A 26763-nucleotide genomic window follows, 5' to 3' on the forward strand; every position below is an offset into this window, starting at 1 on the left:
TGAAACTATACGCATCTATGTTATACTAAAATGGTTGTCAAAATCGTAGTTACGAATGAATTGTCTAACAATAAACTTGATTATTTATTTGGAGGTATTTATACATGTCAGCAAAATGGGAAAAACAAGAAGGTAATATCGGTACTCTTACAATTGAAGTACCTGCTGCAGAAGTAGACGCAGCAATGGACCAAGCGTTCAAAAAAGTTGTAAAACAAATTAACGTACCAGGTTTCCGTAAAGGGAAAATGCCTCGTAATATGTTTGAACAACGCTTTGGTATTGAATCTTTATACCAAGATGCATTAGAAATCATCGTTCCTGAATCTTATTCAAAAGCTATCGATGAAGCTGGTATTATGCCAGTAGATTACCCAGAAATTTCTGGTACAGAAAACTTCGCACATGGTAAAGATTTTACATTTACTGCTCAAGTAACAGTGAAACCAGAGCCAAAACTTGGTGAGTACAAAGGTTTAGAAGTTACAAAACTTCCAGTAGAAGTTACTGATGAAGAAGTAGAAGCACAAATTCAAGAACAATTAGCTCGTAAAGCAGAGCTAGAAATTAAAGAAGACGAAGCAATCGTAGAAGGCGATACAGCTGTTATCGACTTTGAAGGTTTCGTAGGTGAAGATGCGTTTGAAGGTGGCAAAGGTGAAGACTACCCACTAGAAATCGGTTCAGGTTCATTCATCCCTGGCTTCGAAGAGCAACTTGTAGGTATTAAAACTGGCGAATCTAAAGACGTAGTTGTTACTTTCCCAGAAGAATACCATGCAGCTGAATTAGCTGGTAAAGAAGCTACTTTCAAAGTAACAGTAAAAGAAGTTAAAACAAAAGTTCTTCCAGAACTAAACGATGAATTCGCTAAAGAATTAGACCCAGAAGTTGAAGGTGTAGAAGCTTTACGCGCTAAAATCAAAGAGCAAACTGCTGAACAAAAACTAGCTGAATCAAATGCAGCACTTCGTGACGAATTAGTTGAAAAAGCAGCTGGAAATGCTGATTTTGAAGTACCTGCTGGTATGATTAACTCTGAAACTGATCGTATGTTACAAGAATTTGGTCAACGTTTACAAATGCAAGGTATGAACTTAGACCTTTACTATCAATTCTCAGGTCAATCAGAAGAAGATTTACGCGGACAAATGAAAGAAGAAGCAGAAAGCCGTGTACGTGTATCTTTAACTCTTGAAGCAATTGCAGAAGCTGAAAAAGTTGAAGCTACTGAAGCTGATATCGAAGCTGAATTAGAAAAAATGACTGCTCAATTTAACATGACAAAAGAGCAAATTACTGGTGCTTTAGGTGGCACAGCAGTTCTTGAAAACGACATTAAAATTCAAAAAACAGTTGAATTTTTAGTAGAAAACGCTAAAATTACTGAATAGGATTTTTTTGTAACTGGATAGAAAAATGAAAACAAGGTACGGCATTAAACCGTGCCTTGTTTTATCACATATTGTGTGTTTAGGTGTAGCTAGATTCCACGTTAGGTTTAGTTTTACGACTACTTTCACTGCAAAAGCATCCTCCAAAAGGAGTGCTTTTTTGAAGAGGGATAGGCAAAGCCTTTACATTTCTCTAATACATAGTGTTGTTTGACTTATCACACGATGCTAAAATTTGACTTTATTCAGCAGAGATAGGGTTTAATTGATTGATGTCTCAATTCTTCCAAATGAGGAACAACGAAATACATCCTCTTCTGAATGAAGTTAAGCCTCTGGCGAATGTAATAGATTTTAAAAAAATTGTAACTTGTACTACTAAGTATAAACGTGAAGTCACGAGTCAATACCAACTGAAGAAGGTCAGGTAGTTTGGCTAAACGTAAGGTCTCTGGTCACTAGAGCTATCTGAAGAATCAGTTACTTACACTTATGTGGTAATAAAAGGTATGATTAGTAGAATTTAGACTCATCCTAAGTAGTGGATAACATTTGTTAAACTACTCGCTATGATGGTGAGCTGGAATTTATTAAGTTAATGAAATGGAAACTTTGTGGCAATATTCATGTTTTTTGTACAATGAGTGTCAAAAATCTTGAACCATAAACGCCGTGGTGTAAATGGATGCAGACAATTTATTTGATAATGATTCAATAATCTTGTAAGATTGTTGCTTGAATAGGGGTGAAACATATTGTTCAAATTTAATGATGAAAAAGGCAATTTAAAATGCTCATTCTGTGGGAAACCACAAGAACAGGTACGTAAACTAGTTGCGGGTCCTGGTGTTTATATTTGTGATGAATGTATCGAACTTTGTTCAGAAATCGTTGTAGAGGAACTGGGCGTTGAAGAAGAAATTGAATTCCAAGATATTCCAAAACCGAAAGAAATCTTAACGATTTTAGATGAGTATGTAATAGGTCAAGAACGTGCTAAAAAAGCTTTAGCAGTTGCGGTTTACAATCACTACAAACGCATTAATACAAATAGTAAAATTGATGATGTAGAATTAGCGAAATCGAACATTGTGTTAATCGGCCCAACTGGTAGCGGTAAAACTTTATTAGCCCAAACATTGGCGCGTATATTAAACGTTCCTTTTGCTATTGCTGACGCTACTTCACTAACTGAAGCCGGCTATGTTGGTGAGGACGTTGAGAATATCTTATTAAAATTAATTCAATCAGCAGATTACGATATTGAGCGTGCTGAAAAAGGGATCATCTATATTGATGAAATCGATAAAGTTGCACGTAAATCTGAAAATCCATCCATTACACGTGATGTATCGGGTGAAGGTGTACAACAAGCACTTCTTAAAATCTTAGAAGGTACAGTTGCGAGTGTCCCACCACAAGGTGGCCGTAAGCATCCTCATCAGGAGTTCTTACAAATCGATACTACGAACATCTTATTTATTGTGGGTGGAGCGTTTGATGGAATAGAGTCCATTATTAAACGTCGTCAGGGTGAAAAAGTAATTGGCTTCGGTTCAGATCCTAACAAAATTGATGTGGAAGAAGGCTCAATTATGGCAAAGCTGATTCCAGAGGATTTATTGAAATTTGGCTTAATTCCAGAGTTCATCGGTCGATTACCGGTACTTGCAAGCCTAGAGCAATTAAACGAGGCTGCGCTTGTACAAATTTTAACAGAGCCTAAAAATGCACTAGCTAAGCAATATCAAAAAATGCTTGAATTAGATGGTGTTGAGCTTGAGTTTGATGAAGGTGCCCTTTCTGAAATTGCAAAAGAAGCAATTGAGCGAAAAACAGGTGCACGCGGTCTTCGTTCAATTATTGAGTCAACAATGCTTGATGTAATGTACGAATTACCTTCACGTGAAGACGTGAAAAAATGTATCATTACGGCAAAAACAATTACGGATAAAGAAAAACCGAAATTGCTTCTTGAAGATGGCACTGAACTCGATGAAGGTAGCGACACAAAAACTTCAGCATAACGAACAGACGTGGCTGTCTATTGTTATGAGATAAAGAGTAATTTAGCTGACTTCGATTGTGCAATATTCGCACATTCGACAGTCAGCTTTTTATTCATTCATACATAAAGCCAACTGTAATTAAATGAAATTTTTGGCTCAATTGATTAACTAGTGTGAATCAGCTTTTTAGACACATACTAGTAGCGTGGGAGTGAATAAGAAAATTTTGACGGAGGTGAATACCCGCATGGTGACAATACAAAAAACAACAAATGTACCATTATTGCCTTTACGTGGACTTTTAGTATACCCGTCGATGGTGTTACATATTGATGTGGGTAGAAATCGTTCTGTAGCGGCGCTAGAACAAGCGATGTTAGAGGACCAACTGATATTATTAGTAACACAAAAAGAAATGCATGATGAACAGCCTGATGAGCAAGATCTCTACTCAGTTGGTACGATGGCATATGTTAAACAGATGCTTAAATTACCAAATGGAACTCTGCGTGTTTTAGTGGAAGGTGTAGCGCGTGCAACATGGTCTAACTATCGGGCGTTAGAAAAATATACGGTTGTTGACATCGATGATAAGGAAGAAACAATCGATAAGGATATTGAAACACAGGCTTTAATGCGGACGCTGTTAACGTATTTTGAAAGATACGCGAAAGCCTCTAATAAGATTACTTCCGAAACCATCAGTACTGTGGCAGACATTGAAGAGCCAGGTCGTTTAGCGGACATCATTGCTTCACACTTGCCATTCAAGATTGCAGATAAACAAGAAGTATTAGAAATGCTCAGTGTAAAAAAGCGTTTAGACCATTTAATTATTCGTTTACATGATGAACAAGAAGTACTTGATCTAGAGAAGAAAATTAATACAAAAGTTAAGCAATCGATGGAGCGTACTCAAAAAGAATATTATTTACGTGAACAAATGAAAGCTATTCAAACTGAGCTAGGGGACCGTGAAGGGAAAACTGGCGAAGTCGCTGAATTGCGTAAACGTATTGACGCAACAGGAATGCCTGAATCAACGAAAGAAGTAGTACTTAAAGAGTTGGATCGCTATGAGAAGATACCGGCAGCTAGTGCAGAGAGTGGCGTAATTCGAAACTATATTGATTGGATTGTAGCACTACCATGGACAAATGCGACAGAAGATCGCATGAATATCGCACATGCAGAGAATATTTTAAATCGTGATCATGATGGTTTAGAAAAAGTAAAAGAACGTATATTAGAATATTTAGCTGTTCGTCAATTGAAAGCATCATTACGTGGACCTATTTTGTGTTTGGCTGGCCCTCCGGGTGTAGGTAAGACGTCATTAGCAAGATCGATTGCAGAAAGCTTGGATCGCAAATTTATACGTATTTCATTAGGTGGGGTACGAGACGAATCGGAAATTCGTGGTCATCGCCGTACGTATGTTGGGGCAATGCCAGGGCGTATTATCCAAGGGATGAAAAAGGCAGGGACAATTAATCCTGTGTTCCTTTTAGATGAAATAGATAAAATGTCTAATGACTTCAGGGGAGATCCAGCAGCAGCAATGCTTGAAGTTTTAGATCCGGCTCAAAATAATACATTTAGTGATCATTACATTGAAGAACCTTATGATTTATCAAATGTATTATTTATAGCAACTGCTAATGATTTAAGTACAATTCCTGGACCATTACTAGATCGTATGGAAGTGATTTCAATTGCTGGTTATACAGAAATTGAAAAAGAGCAAATTACGAAAAATCATTTAATACCAAAACAGTTAAAAGAGCATGGCTTGAAAAAAACACAAGTTATTATGAAAGACGAAGCAGTAGTGGATATCATCCGTTACTATACTCGTGAAGCGGGCGTTCGCGGATTAGAGCGTCAAATCGCAACCCTATGTCGTAAAATCGCTAAGATCATTGTTTCTGGTGAGAAAAAACGAGTAACAGTAAGCTCGAAATCGTTAGAGGAATTACTCGGTAAACATCGTTTCCGATATGGACAAGCCGAGGAGGAAAATCAAATCGGTGTAGCTACTGGACTTGCTTATACAACTGTGGGTGGTGATACATTACAAATTGAGGTATCATTAACACCTGGTAAAGGAAAATTGCAGCTAACTGGGAAGCTGGGCGATGTCATGAAGGAATCTGCTCAAACCGCCTTATCGTATGTCCGCTCAAAAATGGATGAGCTAAAAGTGGATGCAGAATATTTTGAAACACATGATATTCATATTCACGTTCCTGAAGGAGCTGTTCCGAAAGATGGACCTTCCGCAGGTATTACAATGGCAACTGCAATTGTATCCGCAATTTTACACCGTCCGATACGCCGTGAGGTCGGCATGACAGGTGAAATTACTTTACGTGGGCGTGTACTCCCAATTGGGGGCTTAAAGGAAAAGACTCTCAGTGCGCATCGAGCAGGCTTAACGACAATTATTTGTCCGAAAGATAATGAGCGCGATATTGAGGATATTCCTGAAAGTGTACGCGAACAACTAACATTTAAACTAGTGTCATCGGCTGATGAAGTATTAGCCATTGCACTGGACGGAGGTATTTAAGAAAATGAAAGTCCATAACGTCGAAATGGTCATAAGTGCTGTAAGACCAGACCAATATCCAGAAGATGGACTGCCAGAATTTGCACTAGCCGGTCGTTCAAATGTGGGGAAATCCTCATTTATTAACCGAATGATCGGTCGTAAAGCTTTAGCACGTATTTCTTCTAAGCCCGGAAAAACACAAACGCTTAATTTTTACAAAATTGAAGAGCAATTGTTTTTCGTAGATGTTCCGGGTTATGGTTATGCAAAGGTTTCAAAGACTGAGCGTGAAGCATGGGGAAAAATGATTGAGCGTTACTTAACTGGGCGTCAGGAATTAAAGGCAGTCGTTCAAATTATTGACTTACGTCATCCACCTACAGCTGATGATCGCATGATGTATGATTTTTTGAAGCATTACAATATTCCTTGTATTGTCATTGCAACAAAAGCAGATAAAATTCCAAAAGGTAAATGGGATAAGCACAAAAAAATTGTGAAAGAAACGCTAGACATGGATAAAAACGATCCTATTATTGTCTTTTCTTCAGAAACAGGACTTGGTTTTGAAGAAGCTTGGCGTACTATTGAAAATAAAATGTAATAAGAAAACATCTATTGCGTCTATTATTTAGGACAGTAGATGTTTTTTTTATTAAAATGGATGGAATTGCTTGATGAATGAAATAACTGACCGATAAATTAAATAGGAGGTGGACTTAATGGATATCGCAGCTTTATCAATGGCAATGAATCAAGCAACATTAATGCAAAATGTATCTCTAGCTGTAACGAAACAGGCTATGGAGATGCAACAGCAAAATTCAGAACAATTAGTTGAAATGTTAGATGCTCCACATCCAACAGCTGGACATACAATTGACGTTCAAGTTTGATGAAGGAAGGTAGCTTGAAATTGGAAGCTACCTCTATCTTTGTGTCTAACGGTAGATTTAACTTCTTTCAGCGGATGGATGGGCACCTGCTGAAATAGAAGAACTCAGTCTAAGAACGCCACGTCCTGTGGCAACGACTGAGTGACCAACATCGTGTTGCCTAAAGCCTCCGGCCGATTCCGGACGCAATTATGCCGAGGCATAATTGATAAAGTAAATTAAAAGTACTAAAATGTATCTTTTTAGATAGTAAAAACTACCAATAGTACGATATACTATTTATTAATAATTAATAACATTTTTTTAGGAGGTGGGATTTGTTGAAGAAAATTCCATACATACTAATGATTTTGTTACTAGCGGTTCTCGGGTTTTCATCAAATCAAACAGCACACGCTACCCAAATGGTGACTGGAACTTTTGTGGATGTAACATTTTCAGAATATGAAAATTCAAATGGAGTAATAGAAAAAAAGCTTAGTAAAATTACTTTGCAAAATGATAGCGGTCGTCAAGTTACATACAATATAAATAATAATGCCCGCCTGTATATTAATAAGACAGAGACAACAATTGAAGGCTTTAAGATGGGGATGAAAGTAGAAGCGGACATTTCCCTTAGAAGTGTTGTTGAGCTTCGAGGTACTTCTGATTCTACAAAGGAAACAGAATCTCCAACAGTTGCACACAATACGAAAACACTTGCCGGGGTAGTGACAAGTATCGATCCAAATGGACTATTCATTATGCTGAAGTCGGATTTTGGAAAAGAAACAACCTATTATATAAATAAAGATACAAACTACCAAAAAAACTCCTCTGCAGCCGATATTAGCGCATTATATGTAGGGGATCGCGTTAAGCTAAGTCTTAAAAATCAAAATGCATCCATTGTCACAAAAATCGAAATTAGTGACACAGGTACATTAGTTGAAAACCTATATAAAGGTGAGATACAAACGGTTAATGCCAATGCAAATAAATTAACTGTAAAAAACCAACATGCTTTTATAAATTGGCAGTTTGGTTCTGATACAACAAAGGCTTTATCAACGATGAATTTTTCATCGAAAGTTCCAGTATATGTTGGAAACACAAAAATTAATAAAGATCAGTTGAAAAATTACATTGGCAGTGAAGCATATTATGCAACAGTTAAACAATTTGGCAAAGAAGTGATTGAAAAGATTGTTGTATTGAAAAACAACGAGCGAACTTACTACGAGCCTATGCTTTCTGTAGATACTAAATATCAATTATTTAAACTTAAATCTGCAGGTACAATATACTTCCACGATGGAACGATATTAATTCGAAATGGTCGTTTAATCGAACCTACTGGTCTATTAGCTTATGGTACAGCCTTTGTTATTTCGGATGGTGCTGCACGTGATCATTATGCTCAAGTTGTGCAAGTAACAAGTGATAGTTTTATGTCACCAAACTTAGCAGGTCATGAGTTATATTATGGACGTTTATCACAAGCAGATGGCTATTTAATCGAAATTGATGATGCAATGAAGATCGAGTCAAATGTCTTCAAGAAAACAGATCGTACTGTACTATCTGTTAGTAATTCAACAAAAGCAATAGTAGATGATGGGAACAAAACATACAGTGTTGTTCCTGATATTGAACTTCATTTATATGAAGGTCAATATGGATACTTCTATGTGAAGGATGGACATGTACAGGCACTTCATATTTTGAATAAAGCGAAACCTGTTGCACCATTAATGTTAACAGGTAAACTACAGTCAGTTAAATCGAAATTCCCAGCTGTAATCAATGTGAAGAGCGTTAGTCAATGGCAAAATGGTCGATGGTATGAAGCTGGAGAAATGATTGATATGAATATTGACCAAGCAACAATTATTAAAGCCGGTAAAGTTATTCAAGCATCTGATTTAAAACCTTCTGATCGTTTAGTAGTATTATCAGACCGTTTTATCAAAGCTCATTTAATATTAGTTGATTAACTTCTTTCAGCGAGTGTTCAAACACCCGCTGAAATAGAGGAACTCAGGCTAAGAACTTCACATCCTGTGAAAACGAAATTATGCCGAGGCAAAATGATTAAAATCTGTGAGTTTTCTGCAAGTATATTTACCGCGAAGGTATTCAGTCTTAACCTTGAATTTTTTAGGTGTGTTGATTAGGTCCATCACCAAAGCGTTAGTAACAAAGCGCCCAGCCGGAACGGAATTCAACCACACGTTTTGGTGATGATCCGTTGAATGGGGGGAATTAGCATTATTTGTTACGAGTGTTTTCCTATCATTTTGCTTACATCAACACACCTGATTATTTTGTAATCTTAAATAATTGACAGCTCCAGATGCGGATATGCATGGAATGAAAGAGAGGAACAGAAAAAGAATGCGAAAACATTTATATAAAATAATGTTAGTAGTTCTTGCTGTATTGATTGTTGGGGCTACTATCCCAGAAAATGCATCAGCGTCTTCATTAGAAACAACGGGTGCTGTAAAAAATGAATATACATATGAGGAAGCTGTTTTCATTACAGGAACACCTATTATATTTAAAGGCACTAGTAAAGACATTAAAATTACGCAAAAAGAATCTAAAGGAAGATTAACTGAAACATATAGTTTAAAGCTAACAGCAAGTAACGGTGCTACATTGACACGAAATATTGCCTATGAATCTGATGTTGTAGATTATGCTACGATTGGTCAAAAAACATCGAATGGTGTTGTGAAAAAGTATACAGAGAAAATTGTTGCTGGGAAAATTACCTATACATTAGTTGATTACCAATTTTCACAAGGGACTGTAACGGACAATCGTGTAGCCTCTGATTATTTCTCAGGTAATGTGATTTCGAGAAAAACGTATTCCTATCAAACTGGGACTGGAAAAAATGCAGTCCAAAATACTGTGACAATTGATACTGATAGTCGTCATGCTGGCTATGAAAACTTCTGGGGAGCAACAGAAACACAAATTACCGAAGCTGTATATAATTATAGCGATGGTAAGACAAGCCATGTGAAAAATCGATTATCTACAAGTAAATCACGTGTACTAAACTATGAAGAAAACCTTGGGAGCTTAGGAAGCTTTGATGGTGGATATGCGGTGGTAAGTGAAAAGGATGTTATTTCTGAATATACATATGATTTAGCCTCTGGACAAAAAGGTACTCTTGACTTAGATACAGAATACATGCCGACAATTGAACGTTTAATTATTCCTAAGTTCCGTGATTTATCAAATCATTATGCGAAGCAAGCTATTGAAAAATTATACTCTTTAGGTATTTATACTGATGCAAGTAATTTCTTCTCACCGAATACCCCTATGAAGCGTATTGACTTCTCGACTGCGATTGGTAAGGCAGTTGACTTGCGTGTTATGGCAGAATCGAAAACGAAAAAATCGAAAACTACTACAAGTATTTTTAAAGATATTAAACGTACAGTAAAAGATTATGCTTATATTGAGTCTGCGGTTAATAAAGGAATTATTAAAGGTGTATCACCAGAGTATTTCAAGCCTGATCATCCAATTACTCGAGCACAAGCCGCTACGATTTATGTTCGTGCTTTAGGGCTTGAGAATAAGGCGCCAGATCCTGGCTATTTAACAAAGTTTAAGGATGATGCTCAAATTCCAGTTTACGCAAGAGACGGTATTTACATTGTCAATGAGTTAGGCTTAATGACTGGTGACCCTACAGGTCGATTTAATCCGAATCAACCATTAACGCGTGCAGAAGCATCAGTAGTATTAGAACGTTTTTTAAATTATTTGGAAAGTGACTTAAAACAAAACTATCGAGATGACATATTGTTCTTTAATTAAAGAAAGGACTGAGCAATAAATGACGTATGCTAAAAAAGCATTTCTATCCCTGCTATGTATCGTGCTAGTCCTGATGACAGCAACTCCAGCTGTGACTCAGGCAGCTACGACAATTAGGGATGTACCAACTACTAATAGTAAATACAAAGCTATTTCATGGGCAGTCGATAATGATTTATTCAAATTGGATAGCGCTAATAATTTTTCACCTAACGAACAGCTAACTGAGCAAGAGCTTGTTGTCTTGTTTGCAAAGTTAGATCGAAACTATGCATTATCATATAACGACAGTGTAGCTTATAACTTCTATAGTGATTTTTATTTACCGTTTAATGGTACCTATACAACAGCCAATCGTTCTAAAGCTGTTACACGTGGACAATTTGCACGTATATATGCTGCATTTAGAGGTTTAGATTTAGATGAGCCTCAGGCGGTTCAATATTTATACACGAATGATATTTCAACAGGAAATACTGGTAAAAAGACGTTTGCTGATTTCCAACCTTCTACAAAGCTAACTCGAGGAGATAGTGCTGAATTATTATACCGAAGTGTACAAAACGGCAACTTTGCTGTACTAGGATTAAAACGGACGGCTGCAGGACGTGATAACGACAAAATTACATTACCTCCGGGCTTCATGGGCTCTAGCAATACGGAATTTGAAGAGCCAAAGGATAATAATAATGATTTTACTGGACCGGAATATGTTAATAATGCTCTACAAAGTATTGATGTTGAAAAACCAGATTTAATCGCAAATGACCAAGATTCAACGCTCATTACTGTATCTTTAAAAGCTTGTAACGGTGATCCAATACCTGATGATAAATCTTATACATTCCGTGTAACTTCATCATATGGTGCCAAAATCGTTGACACATCAGGTGAAGCTGTTCGAAATGTACAATCAGATGGTTCTACTGTCTCTGCAATTGTTATAGCACCAAAATTAACAAAATCTGTCCGTGATACAATTTCATTTGAGCTTATTAATAACACGGATCCTGGTATGAAATGTCTTGTAGGTGAAAAACTGAATGCACATGTCCGTTACTCACCTCAGCCGGAAATGCGCATTGATTATCAAGTGTATGATCCAGCAAATACGGATGATGAAAATGGAAATGTAACACCTCCATATGTACCGTATGAAAAATTACCAGAGTTCTTTAAAGAAAATATTGTGAACGTCCATTGGATTGATAGAGAAGAAAAGCTATTTAGTATTGGACAACAAACAAATGTAACGAATGCTCTAGGAAATGTTGAAAATATTTATTTACAATATGGTGGAAATGATAAAAAATACCCTGCATTAGGATATGAAAATGCCATTTTACAATTTGAAAACTATAATATTTCCGTATGGTTATTCGAAGAGATTATTGAAAAACGTTTGAAGGATTCAATTAATGATACGATTGAAATTATGTATATGATTTCAGATGATGGGCGTCCAATTTATCGAATTCAAGGAATTGATGATGCGATTGCCTCACAGGTTGAGAATATTAACCCAGTCGGTGCTATTATTCAACTTATGGGCTATATGCCAGATGAAAAAAAACTGACACTCGAGCACTATGATAGTGTCATGAAAATTTATGCTATTTTTACAAGCTTGAGTAACTATGATCGAACAGTATTATTAAAATACCAAGGTGGTAAATTACTAGGTCAAGTAGAAGCCTATAAAAAACGAGTGGAAGCATTAAAGGAAAGCGAAGAAGCGGCATCAAGACCATCTGGTAAAGATCGTTACACGAAAGTAATGGTTACTTTAGTAAGACCAGGTGGAGAAATTATTACTGACTATCAAGGAACAGTAAAAATTAAATTTGATGGAGTTGAGAAAACAGCTTCATTTGTTACAAATACTTCGGATTACTTAAATAATACAGGAAGCCCAGGGACAGCCGTTGCGTACTTTGACTCCGTTATTTATGGGAAATCAAAAGCTGAAGCAACATTGGTAAATAAAATAGATCCTCGTTATGCAACAATATTGAAGGATCTAAAGGATAAAACATTTACGAAGGAAATTTTTACAAATCCTTACTTTAGTAAAAATTCTTGTTCTTTAGCAACAGAAGTCGCTTACGTAGTTGATTACTCTGCTTCGATGAAAGCTTCTGATCAAACCAATTACCGTGGTAAGAAAATGATGGAAGTCATCAATCAAATTAAGGCAAAAAATAATATTGTGATTGAAACGAATACAAAAGCTACTGTTCTTGGAGAGGGAACGACAGACAATGTATTGAAAAAAGATCTGTATAAAGCATCGAAAGAGAAAGGTGCCACAGATATTTTTGCAGGTATTGAAATGGCACTGTCTAAATTCTCAAATGACTCAAAAACGTCAAAAGCTATTATTGTCGTGTCAGATGGTAAAACAAGTAAATCTAAAATGACAAAAGTGTTGAACGAGGCAAAAAATAAAGGGGTTAAGGTTTACACTGTAAGTATGGGTAAAAAATCACAAGTCAATGATGCAATTTTAACGCAATTGGCTGCTGAAACGGGTGGTATTTATTACCACGCAATCGATAACTTACAATTACATCAAGTTTTCCAAAAAATTATTGATGCAATTTTATGTAAAACTTCGCCTTCAAGTTGCGTGAATCCAGAAGATCTATTTGAAGAAGCGACAGTAACTCTACGCAAAGGCAATATTACAATGAATGCAAGAATCGATGGTAATTGCTCAAATGTTGCAAAGGTTAATGTACGATTCCCTTCTTTAAGTGGAGATGCGCAGTTTGAATTGAAAAAGCGTAGTGATAATGTCTACATGCTAACAAAAACAGTGCAAACAATGCAGGACTTCAAAGTTAATAATGAGATAGAATTTATAGCATATGATAAAGACGGTAAAATCATAGCTACAAAAACTACGACAATTACAAATTAAAAGATTAATACTCAAAATTAAGCTGAACTAATAGACAAAATTAGTTCAGCTTTTTTGTGAAATATTTATATAGTATTCGCATAACGTGTTGTTGATTTCCGTTCCGGCTGGGCGCGTCCGATGAGCCGCTTTTGGTGTTGCTGTCGCTTCGCTTTCGCACAGTTAAAACATTTGCTGCCGCTACATTACCACTACGCTTTCGCACAGAAAACACCCGCTGCGCTGCAGGGTCTCGGGCCAGCACGATGCTGGTCACAAAGGCGTTATCACAGGACGTGATGGTTTTAGCATTCGTTCCTCTAACGCTAATCTCCAAGGAGTCGCCCAGCCTCCACTCCAATCCAATCAACGTATCTTCATTATATATTTCAAAAAAATTTTTATACTAACCTTCTAAATGAACCGTTTATTTGATAAATATATTAAACTTGGAAATATTAACCGTAAAGATACTTTTGTGGTGAAGACAAATAAACAGAACCGTTTATCTTTTCTTCGTTTCATTTTGGACGATTTACCGATTCGAAGTATGTAGTCAATGACACAATTTGAAGTGACCTTTATCAAATAGCTATTTTGTTTATGTTATGCCCATTTTTATGATTGTAGCGGAAGGCTACTCGACTCCCGCGGGAAAGCGAGACAGACGAGACCCTGCACGGAGCGTAGGAAGCGGCTCGGCGCTCGCCCGTAGGAAGCGTGTAGCCTGTAGCGGAAATCATTGTTTCATAGTATATAGTAGTGGATGAAAATGGTCGTTCGAATTCTTTTTAAAAACTCCTGGTAAACATTAAATTTGAAACAGCTCGTATAATTTGTTACACTTAGTTTATAATAATTCTAATGTAGATGACGAATTTCAGTTCTTCATGACATGTTCACAAATTATTGATGAACTCTTGTCGAACTGTGCTATAATGAGATTTGTTAATTAGAACGTGAGAGGTGTTATTCATGCATACCATCGTAGTAGGCTTGAATTATAAAACGGCGCCAGTTGAGATTCGTGAAAAGTTATCATTCATAGAGAGTGAACTACCACAGGCAATGGAAGCGCTGCAAAAGGAAAAAAGTATATTAGAAAACGTTATTGTTTCGACATGTAACCGTACAGAAATATATGCAGTAGTTGACCAAGTGCATACTGGACGACATTTTGTTAAACAATTTTTAGCAAATTGGTTCGACCTGCCTGTGGAGACATTTTCTTCGTATTTAACAATTCGTGAAGAAGATGAGGCAATCGAGCATTTATTCAAAGTGACAGCTGGTATTGATTCGATGGTACTTGGCGAGACTCAAATTTTAGGACAAGTTAGAAAAAGCTTCTTAAATGGACAAGAGATTGGAACGACAGGAACGGTATACAATCAGCTATTTAAACAAGCAGTGACATTTGCGAAGCGAGCACATAATGAAACGGCTATCGGTGAGAACGCGGTATCTGTCTCTTATGCAGCAGTTGAATTAGCAAAGAAAATATTCGGATCTTTACAACGTAAGCATGTAGCCATTTTAGGTGCAGGAAAAATGGGGGAACTTGCTATTGAGAATCTTTACGGTAGCGGTGTAGGAAAAGTAACCGTAATTAACCGTACGTTCGAAAAAGCAGAAAGCCTAGCAGCTAAATTTGACGGTGAAGCAAAATCCATGAAGGAACTACAATGTTCGTTACTGGAAGCAGATATTTTAATTACGTCTACGGGTGCAACAGATTATGTGATTGACTATGAATTGATGCAATTTGTTGAACGTTTGCGTAAAGGTAAACCATTATTTATGGTAGATATTGCGGTTCCTCGTGATATTGATCCACGTGTTGGAGATTTACCGAATGTTTTCTTATATGATATAGATGATTTACAAGGCATCGTCGAAGCAAATTTAGCAGAACGTGAACGTGCTGCTGCTGATATTTCTTTGATGATTGGCAAAGAGATTGTGCAATTTAAAGATTGGGTTGCGACTCTTGGCGTTGTCCCTGTCATCTCGGCTTTACGTAAAAAAGCGAATCATATTCAAGAAGAGACAATGATTAGTATCGAGAATAAAATGCCAGATTTAACGGATCGAGAACGTAAAATTTTAAGTAAGCATACAAAGTCTATTATTAATCAATTGTTAAAAGAACCAATTTTACAAGCTAAAGAAATGGCAAATTCACCAAAAGCAAATGAACAGTTACGTTTATTCCAACAAATTTTCGGTATTGAGGATGCTGTGGAAGCTGAAGTTACTGCGATGACAGAACAAGAGCTTGAACGCAAAGAACGTTTACAGTCGTCACAATCTTCCACTGAACCAAAGTATTCTTTCTAAAGATGTCTATGTGTTCGCGGTGCAACTTTAGAAATGTTGTCCTTCGAGCTTTTTCCCGCGAGCGAGATTTTCTACTGATATTAAATGAGGCGTTTTCGTATCTGTATGGTAAACTAAGGATACGAAAACGTTTTTTTTCTAGTTCTAGGCTAAAGTACACTACTTTAGTACTTTCAATATAAAGAAGGGATGTCTATTGGCTGATTTGACGATGACAAGGCTCTATGAAGTAATGATCGTCTTGTATGCGATCAGTCTAGTATTTTACTTTACTGATTACTTTTATAAGCAAATACGAGCAAGGCGAGTTGCTTTTTGGCTTGTTTCATTCGTATGGGTAATTCAAAGTGCCATTATTTTATTAACTTTTGTGGAAACGAAGCGTTTTCCGATTTTATCCTTGTCAGAAGGGATTCTCTTTTATTCTTGGCTGCTCGTGACACTATCTATTATATTGCACTGTATTGCACGAGTTGATTTACCGGTATTTATTATTAATATACTAGGATTTTTATTCGCTAGTATCTTTACTTTTATGCCGAAACGGCCGACAGGAATAGTAAGCGATACTTTAATTTCGGAATTGCTTTTTATTCATATATCATTTGCCATTTTATCGTACGCAGCGTTTTCTTTAACATTTGTTTTTGCGATATTGTACTTAGTATTATATCGTTTGCTGAAAAAGAAAAAATGGTCACATGTCTGGACAAGGTTGCCATCACTACAGCAGACGAGCAACTGGATGAATGTTTCATTTTACATTGGTATTCCAGTGTTGTCTGTAAGTTTAGTTTTAGGGTTTGAATGGGCACTACTAACGCTAGAGAGTCTTTCGATTTTTGATGCGAAGATTATTGGGTCCTTTATTATTTTAATTTTGTATTGCTTTATATTGTATGCGAATCGTAAAAGTAAGCTGACAGGGACAACATATGCGTGGGTACATATATACGCTTATCTATTAGTTGTTGTTAACTTCTTTTTAGGAAGCAGTTTATCACGATTCCATTTATGGTATTAGAAGAGAGGTTGGAGACTGTTGAGAAAAATTATTGTAGGTTCTAGGAGAAGTAAGCTAGCTTTAACACAAACAAATTGGTTTATCAATGAGTTAAAAGCAGCTGGTGTACCATTTGAATTTGAAGTGAAAGAAATTGTCACGAAAGGTGACCAAATTTTAGACGTGCAACTATCTAAAGTAGGTGGTAAAGGGCTTTTTGTAAAAGAAATTGAACAAGCGCTTTACGACAAAGAAATTGACTTTGCTGTCCATTCTATGAAGGATATGCCTGCAGTATTGCCTGAAGGATTAGTCATTGGCTGTATTCCACCACGTGAAGATGCGCGTGATGCTTTTATTTCAAAAGGACATGTGAAATTTGCCGATCTTCCAGCAGGAGCTGTTGTTGGGACAAGTTCTCTTCGTCGCAGTGCTCAACTTTTAACTGTCCGTCCAGATATTGAAATTAAATGGATTCGTGGAAATGTAGATACACGCTTAGCTAAACTTGAAACTGAAGAATACGATGCAATTATTTTAGCAGCAGCTGGCCTAAAACGCCTTGGCTGGAGCGATGATGTAGTTACTGAGTTTTTATCTGTTGAGGATTGTCTACCAGCAGTAGCACAAGGATCTCTGGGTATTGAATGCCGTGGAGATGATACAGAACTATTAACGGAATTAGGCAAGTTAACAGATAGCATTACATGGCAAGAAGCGCATGCAGAACGTGCTTTCCTAGCGGCTATGGATGGCGGCTGTCAAGTGCCTATCGCAGGATATGCAAAGTCTAACGGGGAAAAAATAACATTAACTGGCCTTGTTGCTGCACCAGATGCTTCAGTTGTTTATAAAGAAACAGTTATGGGCTCTGATGCGGAAGCAGTAGGGAAAGAACTTGCTGAGATTTTAACGAAGCAAGGTGCTTTTGAATTAATTCAACGAGTAAAGGCAGAGCAAGATGCAAAATAATTTACCTTTAGAAGGTAAAACTATTATTTTGACAGGTACATCTAAGACGACAACCATAATAGATGACATTAAAGCATTAGGTGGTCAAGCAGTAATTGCCCCATTGATTGAAACTTGCGAGCTGATCGATAAAAACGATGATGTGCAATTAGAGTTTGCCCGTCAATTTGAATGGCTCATTTTTACGAGTCAAAATGCTGTAGAAGCTTTTGCCAACAAGATGCAACGCTTTAATGTAAGTGCAGTGTATTTTCAAGGCAAAATTGCTTCTATCGGTACTAAAACTACTACAGCCTTAGAAAAGCTAGGATTCCATGTGAGCTTTATGCCTTCCATATTTAGTGCAGATGTATTTGTTCAAGAATTTCCTGATGTGGTAGCAGGGAGCAATCCTACTTGTCTATTTATTCGTGGAGAAAAAGCGAAAAATACATTAAAGGAAGGTCTGCCCTTTACATTGAAGGAATGGACAGTTTATGAAACGATTGAGCGACATGATCAAAAACAATTAATGATTGAATGTATCCGTACAAATAGCGATGTCACAGTGATTTTTGCTAGTCCTTCTGCTGTTGATGTATACGCAAAGGATATAGCTTCGGTAATTGGTTGGAAGGCAGTACATGTAGCAGCAATCGGTCATATTACAGAAGCAGCTATTGTAAATCACGGTGCTATTGTAGATATTATGCCGAGCGTATATACAATGCAAGCAGTCATCGAGGAAATAACGAAAGTAGGAGAAAGAAAATGACAAAATTACAATTTCAAAGACATCGTCGTTTGCGTGCTAATGCTGCTATACGATCAATGGTAAAAGAAACATACTTACACAAAGAGGATTTAATTTATCCGATTTTTGTTATGGAAGGCGAAAATATTAAAAATGAAGTCCCTTCTATGCCAGGAGTTTTTCAATTTTCATTAGATAAACTTGAAGCTGAGATTGATGAAGTTGTTGCTTTAGGTATTCCTGCTGTTATTTTATTTGGCTTACCTGCTGAAAAAGATGCAGTTGGAACTGGTGCTTTCCATGATCATGGTATCGTGCAAGAAGCAACACGACTTATTAAAGCTCGTTACCCAGAACTATTAGTCATAGCGGATACATGCTTATGTGAATTTACAGATCATGGCCATTGTGGCTTAATTGAAGGCGATCAAATTTTAAACGATCCTTCATTAGATGTTTTAGCACGTACAGCAGTATCACAAGCGAAGGCAGGGGCAGATATCATCGCTCCATCTAATATGATGGATGGATTTGTAGCAGCTATTCGTGCGGGTCTAGATGAAGCAGGCTTTGAAAATGTTCCAATCATGTCATATGCCGTAAAATATGCATCTAGCTATTATGGTCCATTCCGAGATGCAGCTGATGGTGCACCTCAATTTGGTGATCGCAAATCATACCAAATGGATCCATCGAATCGTATGGAGGCATTCCGCGAAGCGGAATCAGATATTGAAGAAGGTGCAGATTTCTTAATCGTTAAACCAGCTCTAAGTTATTTAGACATTATTCGTGATGTGAAAAATAATTATACATTACCGATTGTTGCATATAACGTTTCTGGTGAATATGCAATGATTAAAGCTGCGGCTATTAATGGCTGGATTGAAGAGAAAAATGTAGTGCTTGAAACGTTACTTAGCATGAAACGCGCAGGCTCAGATTTAATCATTACGTATCATGCTAAAGATGTTGCACGTTGGTTGGAGGAGAAATAAATGACGCGTTCTTATGAAAAATCAAAACAAGCATATGCTGAAGCAATTAACCTAATGCCAGGGGGTGTTAGTAGCCCAGTACGTGCATTCAAATCCGTAAATATGGATCCAATCTTCATGGAATCTGGTCACGGTGCTATTATTAAAGACATTGATGGCAATGAATATATTGACTATGTATTATCATGGGGACCACTAATTTTAGGTCATTCACATCCAGAAGTTGTACAAGCAATTGCAGAAACAGCAGCGAAAGGCTCCTCGTTTGGAGCACCAAGCTACACAGAAAACCAATTAGCCAAATTAGTATTAGATCGACTACCTGGAATGGAAATGATTCGCTTCGTTTCTTCTGGGACAGAGGCTACGATGTCAGCTTTACGAGTAGCTCGTGGTGTTACAGGGCGCGATAAAATTTTAAAATTTGAGGGCTCTTATCATGGTCATGGAGATTCTTTGCTCATTAAGGCTGGCTCTGGGGTAGCTACATTAGGCTTACCTGATAGCCCTGGTGTCCCAGCAGATATTGCACGCAATACTTTAACAGTAGCGTACAATGACTTAGAAGGGGCGAAACTAGTTTTCGAAAAGTTTGGTTCAGAGCTTGCAGCAGTAATTGTTGAGCCAGTCGCAGGGAATATGGGCGTTGTCCCTCCACAACCAGGCTTCCTACAAGGCTTACGTGAATTAACAAAGGAACATGGAACATTGTTAATTTTTGATGAAGTTATGACAGGCTTCCGTGTTGATTATGGCTGTGCACAAGGTTATTTTGATGTAACACCAGATATGACAACATTAGGTAAAGTTATTGGTGGTGGACTTCCTGTTGGAGCATTTGCAGGGAAAAAAGAAATTATGGAGCAGGTAGCACCGGCTGGTCCAATCTATCAAGCTGGAACATTGTCAGGGAATCCATTAGCGATGACAGCTGGCTATGAAACATTAACTCGCTTAGATCATAGCTCTTATGAATACTTCAAAAAGCTAGGAGATCAATTAGAAGCTGGTTTCCGTGAAGCAGCATCGAAATACAATATTCCGCATACTGTAAATCGTGCTGGTTCAATGATAGGTTTCTTCTTTACGAACGAAGATGTTATTGATTTTGATTCAGCAAAGACATCAGATTTGCAATTGTTTGCTGAATACTTCCGTCTAATGGCAGAAGAAGGTATTTTCCTACCGCCATCTCAATTTGAAGGTTTATTTATTTCTACTGCACATACGGAGGAGCATATTTCAAAAACAGTTGATGCTTTCCATAAAGTATTTGCACAATTAGCAAGATAATAGGCTGTTACAAAATAGCATGCTAGAAGTATTTTCTGGCATGCTATTTTTTTATCGTTAAAGTAATGCATATGTCTTTATCTGGTTCTTCGGCAAAACGAGGGGTTGATTTCCGTTCCGACTGGGCGCTTTGTTGCTGTCGCTTTGCTTTCGCACAGATAAAACAATTGTTGCTGTCGCTTTGCTTTCGCACAGATAAAACAATTGTTGCTGTCGCTTTGCTTTCGCACAGATAAAACAATTGTTGCTGTCGCTTTGCTTTCGCACAGATAAAACAATTGTTGCTGTCGCTACGCTTTCGCACAGAGCAGAGCTTCCTGGGGGCGTCAGGGCAACAGGATGTTGGTCACGAAGGCGTTATCACAGGACGTGAAGCTATTAGCCTTCGTTCCTCTACCCGCTTCACTCGCGATGCTCGCTCCAGGGTCTCGGGCCAACAGATGTCTTTTGCGCGAAAGCGTGTTTGCAACGTAGCAACAGCAGGTTTTGGTTTTGTTTGTGCGAAAGCGCAGCGACAGCAACAGCAGGTTTTGGTTTTGTTTGTGCGAAAGCGCAGCGACAGCAACAGCAGGTTTTGGTTTTGTTTGTGCGAAAGCGCAGCGACAGCACGATGTTGGTCACGAAGGCGTTATCACAGGATGTGATGCTCTTAGTTTTCGTTCCTCTATCGCTAATCCCCAAGGAGTCGCCCAGTCGTAACGAAGATCAACGTATTTACATATTAGATGTTTTAACAAAAGTCACAGCTTTTGGTGATGAACCCTTTATCTGTAAAGGCTTATATTTATGTGCCCGTTAGAATGTATGAATCGTTACCGCTTGAAAAAATTTTTATTAAAATTATAACTTTCAGCATAGCCAAATTGTAGGCGAAATCGTATATAATAGAGCTATTCGTAAAAGAAAGTAGTGAATTGATATGGCAACTGGCACACATATGGTCGAAGTACCTGTAGGAATTGAAAATGTATGGGATTTCGTCAGTGATATGGAAAAATGGGCAAAGCTTGTCCCAGGTTATAATGCACATGAAATGATTGATGAAAAACATTCAACATGGACGTTTAAAGGCAATGTTGGTGTTCTGAAAAAAACAGTACAAGTAGAGATTGCTATTTTAGAATGGACAGCACCTTCTAAAGTAACATTCGAATTAAAAGGAATTTCTGATAACTTTTCAGGAAACGGTTATTTCCTAGCGGAAAGTATTGATGCAGAAAATACAAAAATGACAGGCTTTTTGGAAGTAACAGCAGGAGGATTAGCTGGTCCTGTTTTAAATCCAATCTTTAAGCCAATCGTACCAAAAGCAACACAAATGTTAACAGACCGTGTAGCAAACAAAATTAAATTGGTGAATGTATAATACCAATTGCACACCATTAAAAGGCATGCTAGAGAATTTTTTCTAGCATGCCCTTTTTCTGTTACGGCAGGCGCTTTCTTAGGGGGCGCCCGATGTGCCGCTTCTCTTTGGCACTATACAAAATCCGATTGCATTGTTTATTTGCGCGAGATCAAAGAGACAGCTACATAATATACACCAAGACGAAATTGATTAATCATCCTATAGCATACTATCCTTCGGAGCTTCATATGATGCAAGAGGAGGGATTATTATCGAACACAAAACATGGAATATGAGTGAAACTTTTAGTTTTCCTGGTTATGGCTGCCCAATAGAAATAGCAGCTGTACAAATTAAGCCACGGTGGCAGACAACACAGTTAGAAGACTCTCTACGATTAATGGGTATTTATCATATCACAGCGCATGTTCGCTTTGATTTTCAAGACATGCAAGCTTACATGGATGATGATGAATTAGTACAAATCGATACGCTAGATATTCAAGGAGATACTGGTTATTTTGAGTATGCAGTTCCTTTAAATGTAGATTTACCAAAGGATGCAGCTATTGAAGATTTAATGGTAAAGGATATTCGACCTGTTTTGAGGAATCAGATGTGTCAGCTCGAGTGGACGGTTACAAGTGTTTTTAATGAGCCTGAGCTTGCGTTAGAAAAAGCGCACGTTTTTGAAAAACAGTCTGTCAATGCCTCAGCACAAATTGAGAAGGGGGACCTTACAAAAGAAACGGCACAAGTAAAACAACCTACAACTGCAGTAGCTTCGAATCAAGAAGAAAAAACTGTAGCTGTAGCAGCTTCAGCGCAAGAGGAAAAATCAAAGACTGTTTCATTTGCAGTTCAAAAGGAAAAGTCTGAAGCAATAATAGCTTCAGACAAAAAAGAAAAGCCTGCATCAAAAACAATGTTGAGGGAGTCCTCAAGTAATATTGTAGTCCGTGAATCTAGTTCCTGGCATGAAGTGCCATCGATGATCTGGGATTTAACCGAAGACTATACACTGCTAAAGGTTCGTGTTTCAAATGATTTCATTCAAAAGTAAATAGCATATAAGTAAAAGGAGCAATAAGATGATGAAATCCCCAGATGTTGGAATGATGATGACACGTATAAACTGAAAAGCACAAATTGGAACAATTATCGTTTTGCAATAAAAACGAAATTGTCGTAGCCATGGTGGTAAAAGCCAAGGATTATACTTACGTCGTCGCATTTGAATTTTCACTTCCTTTTCTAGTAGTGCTTCCTAAAAAATGACTAAATCACTTGAAAAATTGCACGATTTTGGGGTACAATGTGAAAAAGTTGAATATAAATGCAAATGCTATGACAGGGAAGAGTAAATTATTCGTACATTTTAAGAGAGGAAACGGTAGCTGAAAAGTTTCTATTTGTACCTAGTTGAATGTAGCCCTCGAGCAGCTTTAGTGAACTAACAGTAGTTAAAGCCGGTTAAACACCGTTACTGAATTGAGAGCCAGTAGTAAAGGCTTAAGCAAGTAGTACATTTTTTTCTGATGAAACGTATGATAGCTTAACTCGCCTCTGCTGGAATTAAAGGTGGTACCGCGAACTTAAACTCCTTCGTCCTTTTTGACGTTAGGAGTTTTTTTATTTTTATTAATCTTCTTGTTAATGTCTTTTTACTAAGACTTAAAAAAGGATGATTGGTACTATCTCACACTAAAAAAATTATTAAGTTAACAGGAGGAGTCAAAATGACAGAAAACATTTCAATGCCAACAAAATATGATCCACAGTCCATTGAAGCAGGTCGTTATGAATGGTGGTTACAAGGGAAATTTTTTGAGGCGCAGCCTACAAGTGAAAAGGAACCTTATTCTATCGTTATTCCACCACCGAATGTAACAGGTAGACTACACCTTGGCCATGCTTGGGATACAACATTGCAAGATATTTTAATTCGTATGAAGCGCATGCAAGGTTATGATGCACTTTGGTTACCAGGAATGGACCATGCAGGTATTGCGACACAAGCAAAAGTAGAAGCAAAATTACGAGAAGAAAATATTACACGTTATGATTTAGGTCGTGAAAAATTCCTCGAAAAAACATGGGAATGGAAAGAAGAATATGCTGGGCATATTCGTGATCAATGGGCGAAGCTTGGTCTTGGATTAGATTACTCTCGCGAGCGTTTCACACTTGATGAAGGTCTTTCTGATGCAGTTAAAACTGTTTTCGTGCAATTATATGAAAAAGGCCTAATCTATCGTGGCGAACGTATTATTAACTGGGACCCTGCTGCAAAAACAGCATTATCAGATATTGAAGTTATCTATAAAGATGTTCAAGGTGCATTCTATCATATGAAATACCCATTAGCTGATGGCTCAGGATATGTGGAAGTAGCAACTACACGTCCTGAAACAATGCTAGGTGACTCTGGGGTAGCTGTTCACCCGAATGATGAGCGCTATCAACACTTAATCGGTAAAACAGTTATTTTACCAATCGTAGGTCGTGAAATTCCAATCGTAGCAGATGACTACGTAGATTTGGAATTCGGTACTGGAGTTGTAAAAATGACACCAGCACACGATCCGAATGACTTTGAGGTTGGTAACCGCCACAACCTAGAACGCATTCTTATTATGAATGAAGATGGTACTATGAACGAGCTTGCTGGCAAGTATAACGGTATGGATCGTTTTGAATGTCGTAAGCAAATCGTTGCTGATTTACAAGAAGCTGGCGTGCTTATCCGTATTGAAGAGCATACACATTCAGTAGGGCACTCTGAGCGTTCTGGTGCTGTTGTAGAGCCCTATCTTTCTGCACAATGGTTCGTAAAAATGCAACCACTTGCTGATGCTTCACTTACTCTTCAAAAAGATGAAGAAGGGCAAGTAAACTTCGTACCATCTCGTTTTGAAAACACATATTCTCGCTGGATGGAAAACATTCGTGACTGGTGTATCTCTCGTCAATTATGGTGGGGTCATCAAATTCCTGCTTGGTATCACAATGAAACAGGTGAAGTTTACGTAGGTAAAGAAGCACCAGCAGATGCAGAAAATTGGACGCAAGATGAAGACGTATTAGATACTTGGTTCTCGTCTGCACTATGGCCATTTTCTACAATGGGTTGGCCAGATGAGACGAACGAAGAATATAAACGTTACTATCCAACAAGCACACTTGTAACTGGTTATGATATTATTTTCTTCTGGGTTTCTCGCATGATCTTCCAAGGTCTTGAATTTACAGGTCAGCGCCCATTCAAAGATGTATTAATTCACGGTTTAGTACGTGATGGAGAAGGACGCAAGATGAGTAAATCACTTGGCAATGGTGTAGACCCTATGGACGTTATTGATCAGTATGGTGCTGATTCATTACGTTACTTCTTAGCTACTGGATCTTCACCTGGTCAAGATTTACGCTATACAACTGAAAAAGTAGAGTCAGTATGGAACTTTGCAAATAAAATTTGGAATGCCTCTCGTTTCGCTTTAATGAATATGGAAGGTATGACATATGATGAAATCGACTTAACTGGTGAAAAATCAGTTGCAGACAAATGGATTCTTACTCGCTTAAATGAAACAATTGAACGTGTAACATCTCTTGCAGAACGTTATGAATTTGGTGAAGTTGGCCGTGAGCTGTATAACTTCATTTGGGATGATTTCTGTTCTTGGTATATTGAAATGGCTAAATTACCGTTATATGGTGATGACGAAGTAGCTAAGAAAACGACTCGTTCTATTTTAGCTTACGTTTTAGACCAAACTATGCGTCTATTACATCCATTCATGCCATTCATTACAGAAGAAATCTGGCAGCACTTACCTCATGAAGGTGAATCAATTACAGTGGCAGCATGGCCAACTGTTCGTGAGGATCTTCATTTTGCAGAGGAAGCAGACAATATGAAGCTCCTAATGGATATTATACGTTCAGTACGTAATATTCGTGCGGAAGTAAATACACCAATGAGCAAAAAAGTGCCACTATATATTTCAGCGAAGGATGCTACAACGGTTACAGTACTAGAGGCAAATAAAGCGTATTTAGAAAAATTCTGTAATCCAGAATCACTAACAATCGGAGAAAGCTTAGAAGCACCTGGTCAGTCAATGACAGCAGTAGTAACTGGAGCTGAACTATTCCTACCACTTGTTGGACTTATTAATCTAGAAGAAGAAATTGCTCGTCTTGAAAAAGAATTAGAAAAATGGGCAAAAGAAGTAAAGCTTGTGAATGGTAAGTTATCGAATGAAAAATTCGTTTCTAAAGCGCCGGAAGCATTAGTTAATGCGGAGCGTGAGAAATTAGCCGATTACGAAAGTAAACATGCGGTTGTATTAAAACGTTTAGAAGAACTAAAAAATATGTAAGATTAAGACAGCGGATGGTAATCGTCATCCGCTGTTTTTTTCTTTCATTCAAATGTAAGTTTTTACGAAAAGTATGTGTATTAGGCGCTACTTATACTAAAATAG

At 37.6% G+C, this 26763-nt stretch carries 18 protein-coding genes and 1 other annotated feature; all 18 genes read left to right on the forward strand.

All coding sequences use genetic code 11. From position 1 onward, the window contains the following. Positions 1–104 precede the first annotated feature (104 nt). Entirely contained in the window at positions 105–1394 is a 1290-nt protein-coding gene (gene tig / locus ACVYAD_RS06640) for a trigger factor (RefSeq protein WP_476425365.1), read from the forward strand. Between the two features lie 755 nt (positions 1395–2149). Further along, on the forward strand, positions 2150–3421 hold the full coding sequence (clpX, locus tag ACVYAD_RS06645; RefSeq protein ID WP_349661991.1) for an ATP-dependent protease ATP-binding subunit ClpX: 1272 nt from the start codon (positions 2150–2152) through the stop codon (positions 3419–3421). Between the two features lie 229 nt (positions 3422–3650). Beyond that, a complete protein-coding gene (gene lon, locus ACVYAD_RS06650) occupies positions 3651–5975 on the forward strand; it encodes an endopeptidase La (protein ID WP_349661990.1) in 2325 nt (774 codons plus the stop codon). A 4-nt stretch (positions 5976–5979) separates the two neighbouring features. Beyond that, the gene (gene yihA, locus ACVYAD_RS06655) at positions 5980–6561 is read left to right on the forward strand and encodes a ribosome biogenesis GTP-binding protein YihA/YsxC (RefSeq protein WP_079563115.1); all 582 of its coding nucleotides are present in this window, start codon (positions 5980–5982) and stop codon (positions 6559–6561) included. Between the two features lie 118 nt (positions 6562–6679). Continuing rightward, on the forward strand, positions 6680–6853 hold the full coding sequence (locus ACVYAD_RS06660; protein ID WP_079563116.1) for a YjfB family protein: 174 nt from the start codon (positions 6680–6682) through the stop codon (positions 6851–6853). A 317-nt stretch (positions 6854–7170) separates the two neighbouring features. Continuing rightward, positions 7171–8832, forward strand: coding sequence for a hypothetical protein (locus ACVYAD_RS06665; protein ID WP_476425368.1), 1662 nt, complete (start codon positions 7171–7173; stop codon positions 8830–8832). A 400-nt stretch (positions 8833–9232) separates the two neighbouring features. Further along, positions 9233–10684 (forward strand): S-layer homology domain-containing protein, encoded by a 1452-nt coding sequence (locus ACVYAD_RS06670; protein WP_476425370.1) that lies wholly within the window; start codon positions 9233–9235, stop codon positions 10682–10684. Positions 10685–10703: 19 nt separating this feature from the next. Continuing rightward, entirely contained in the window at positions 10704–13607 is a 2904-nt protein-coding gene (locus ACVYAD_RS06675) for a VWA domain-containing protein (protein ID WP_349661986.1), read from the forward strand. Between the two features lie 954 nt (positions 13608–14561). Further along, on the forward strand, positions 14562–15926 hold the full coding sequence (hemA, locus tag ACVYAD_RS06680; RefSeq protein ID WP_476425372.1) for a glutamyl-tRNA reductase: 1365 nt from the start codon (positions 14562–14564) through the stop codon (positions 15924–15926). A 196-nt stretch (positions 15927–16122) separates the two neighbouring features. Further along, complete coding sequence (locus ACVYAD_RS06685; protein ID WP_079563123.1) at positions 16123–16950, forward strand: cytochrome C assembly family protein; 828 nt, start codon at positions 16123–16125, stop codon at positions 16948–16950. An 18-nt stretch (positions 16951–16968) separates the two neighbouring features. Continuing rightward, positions 16969–17901, forward strand: coding sequence for a hydroxymethylbilane synthase (gene hemC, locus ACVYAD_RS06690; protein ID WP_349661984.1), 933 nt, complete (start codon positions 16969–16971; stop codon positions 17899–17901). Next, the gene (locus ACVYAD_RS06695; RefSeq protein ID WP_476425373.1) at positions 17891–18655 is read left to right on the forward strand and encodes a uroporphyrinogen-III synthase; all 765 of its coding nucleotides are present in this window, start codon (positions 17891–17893) and stop codon (positions 18653–18655) included. The genes hemC and ACVYAD_RS06695 overlap by 11 nt, the downstream gene beginning before the upstream one ends. Beyond that, on the forward strand, positions 18652–19632 hold the full coding sequence (hemB, locus tag ACVYAD_RS06700) for a porphobilinogen synthase (protein ID WP_386827682.1): 981 nt from the start codon (positions 18652–18654) through the stop codon (positions 19630–19632). The genes ACVYAD_RS06695 and hemB overlap by 4 nt, the downstream gene beginning before the upstream one ends. Next, the gene (gene hemL, locus ACVYAD_RS06705; protein WP_476425374.1) at positions 19633–20925 is read left to right on the forward strand and encodes a glutamate-1-semialdehyde 2,1-aminomutase; all 1293 of its coding nucleotides are present in this window, start codon (positions 19633–19635) and stop codon (positions 20923–20925) included. It begins immediately after the preceding gene. 496 nt (positions 20926–21421) lie between these two features. Continuing rightward, a complete protein-coding gene (locus ACVYAD_RS06710) occupies positions 21422–21724 on the forward strand; it encodes a hypothetical protein (RefSeq protein ID WP_476425376.1) in 303 nt (100 codons plus the stop codon). A 120-nt stretch (positions 21725–21844) separates the two neighbouring features. Further along, the gene (locus ACVYAD_RS06715) at positions 21845–22291 is read left to right on the forward strand and encodes a CoxG family protein (RefSeq protein WP_349659983.1); all 447 of its coding nucleotides are present in this window, start codon (positions 21845–21847) and stop codon (positions 22289–22291) included. A gap of 274 nt (positions 22292–22565) precedes the next feature. Beyond that, positions 22566–23336, forward strand: coding sequence for a valyl-tRNA synthetase (locus tag ACVYAD_RS06720; RefSeq protein ID WP_476425378.1), 771 nt, complete (start codon positions 22566–22568; stop codon positions 23334–23336). A gap of 275 nt (positions 23337–23611) precedes the next feature. Then, positions 23612–23889: a binding site (T-box leader), on the forward strand. Between the two features lie 123 nt (positions 23890–24012). Next, positions 24013–26658, forward strand: a complete 2646-nt coding sequence (locus ACVYAD_RS06725; protein ID WP_349659985.1) for a valine--tRNA ligase — start codon at positions 24013–24015, stop codon at positions 26656–26658. Positions 26659–26763: the final 105 nt, after the last annotated feature.

Source organism: Lysinibacillus sp. G1-3, assembly GCF_056322905.1.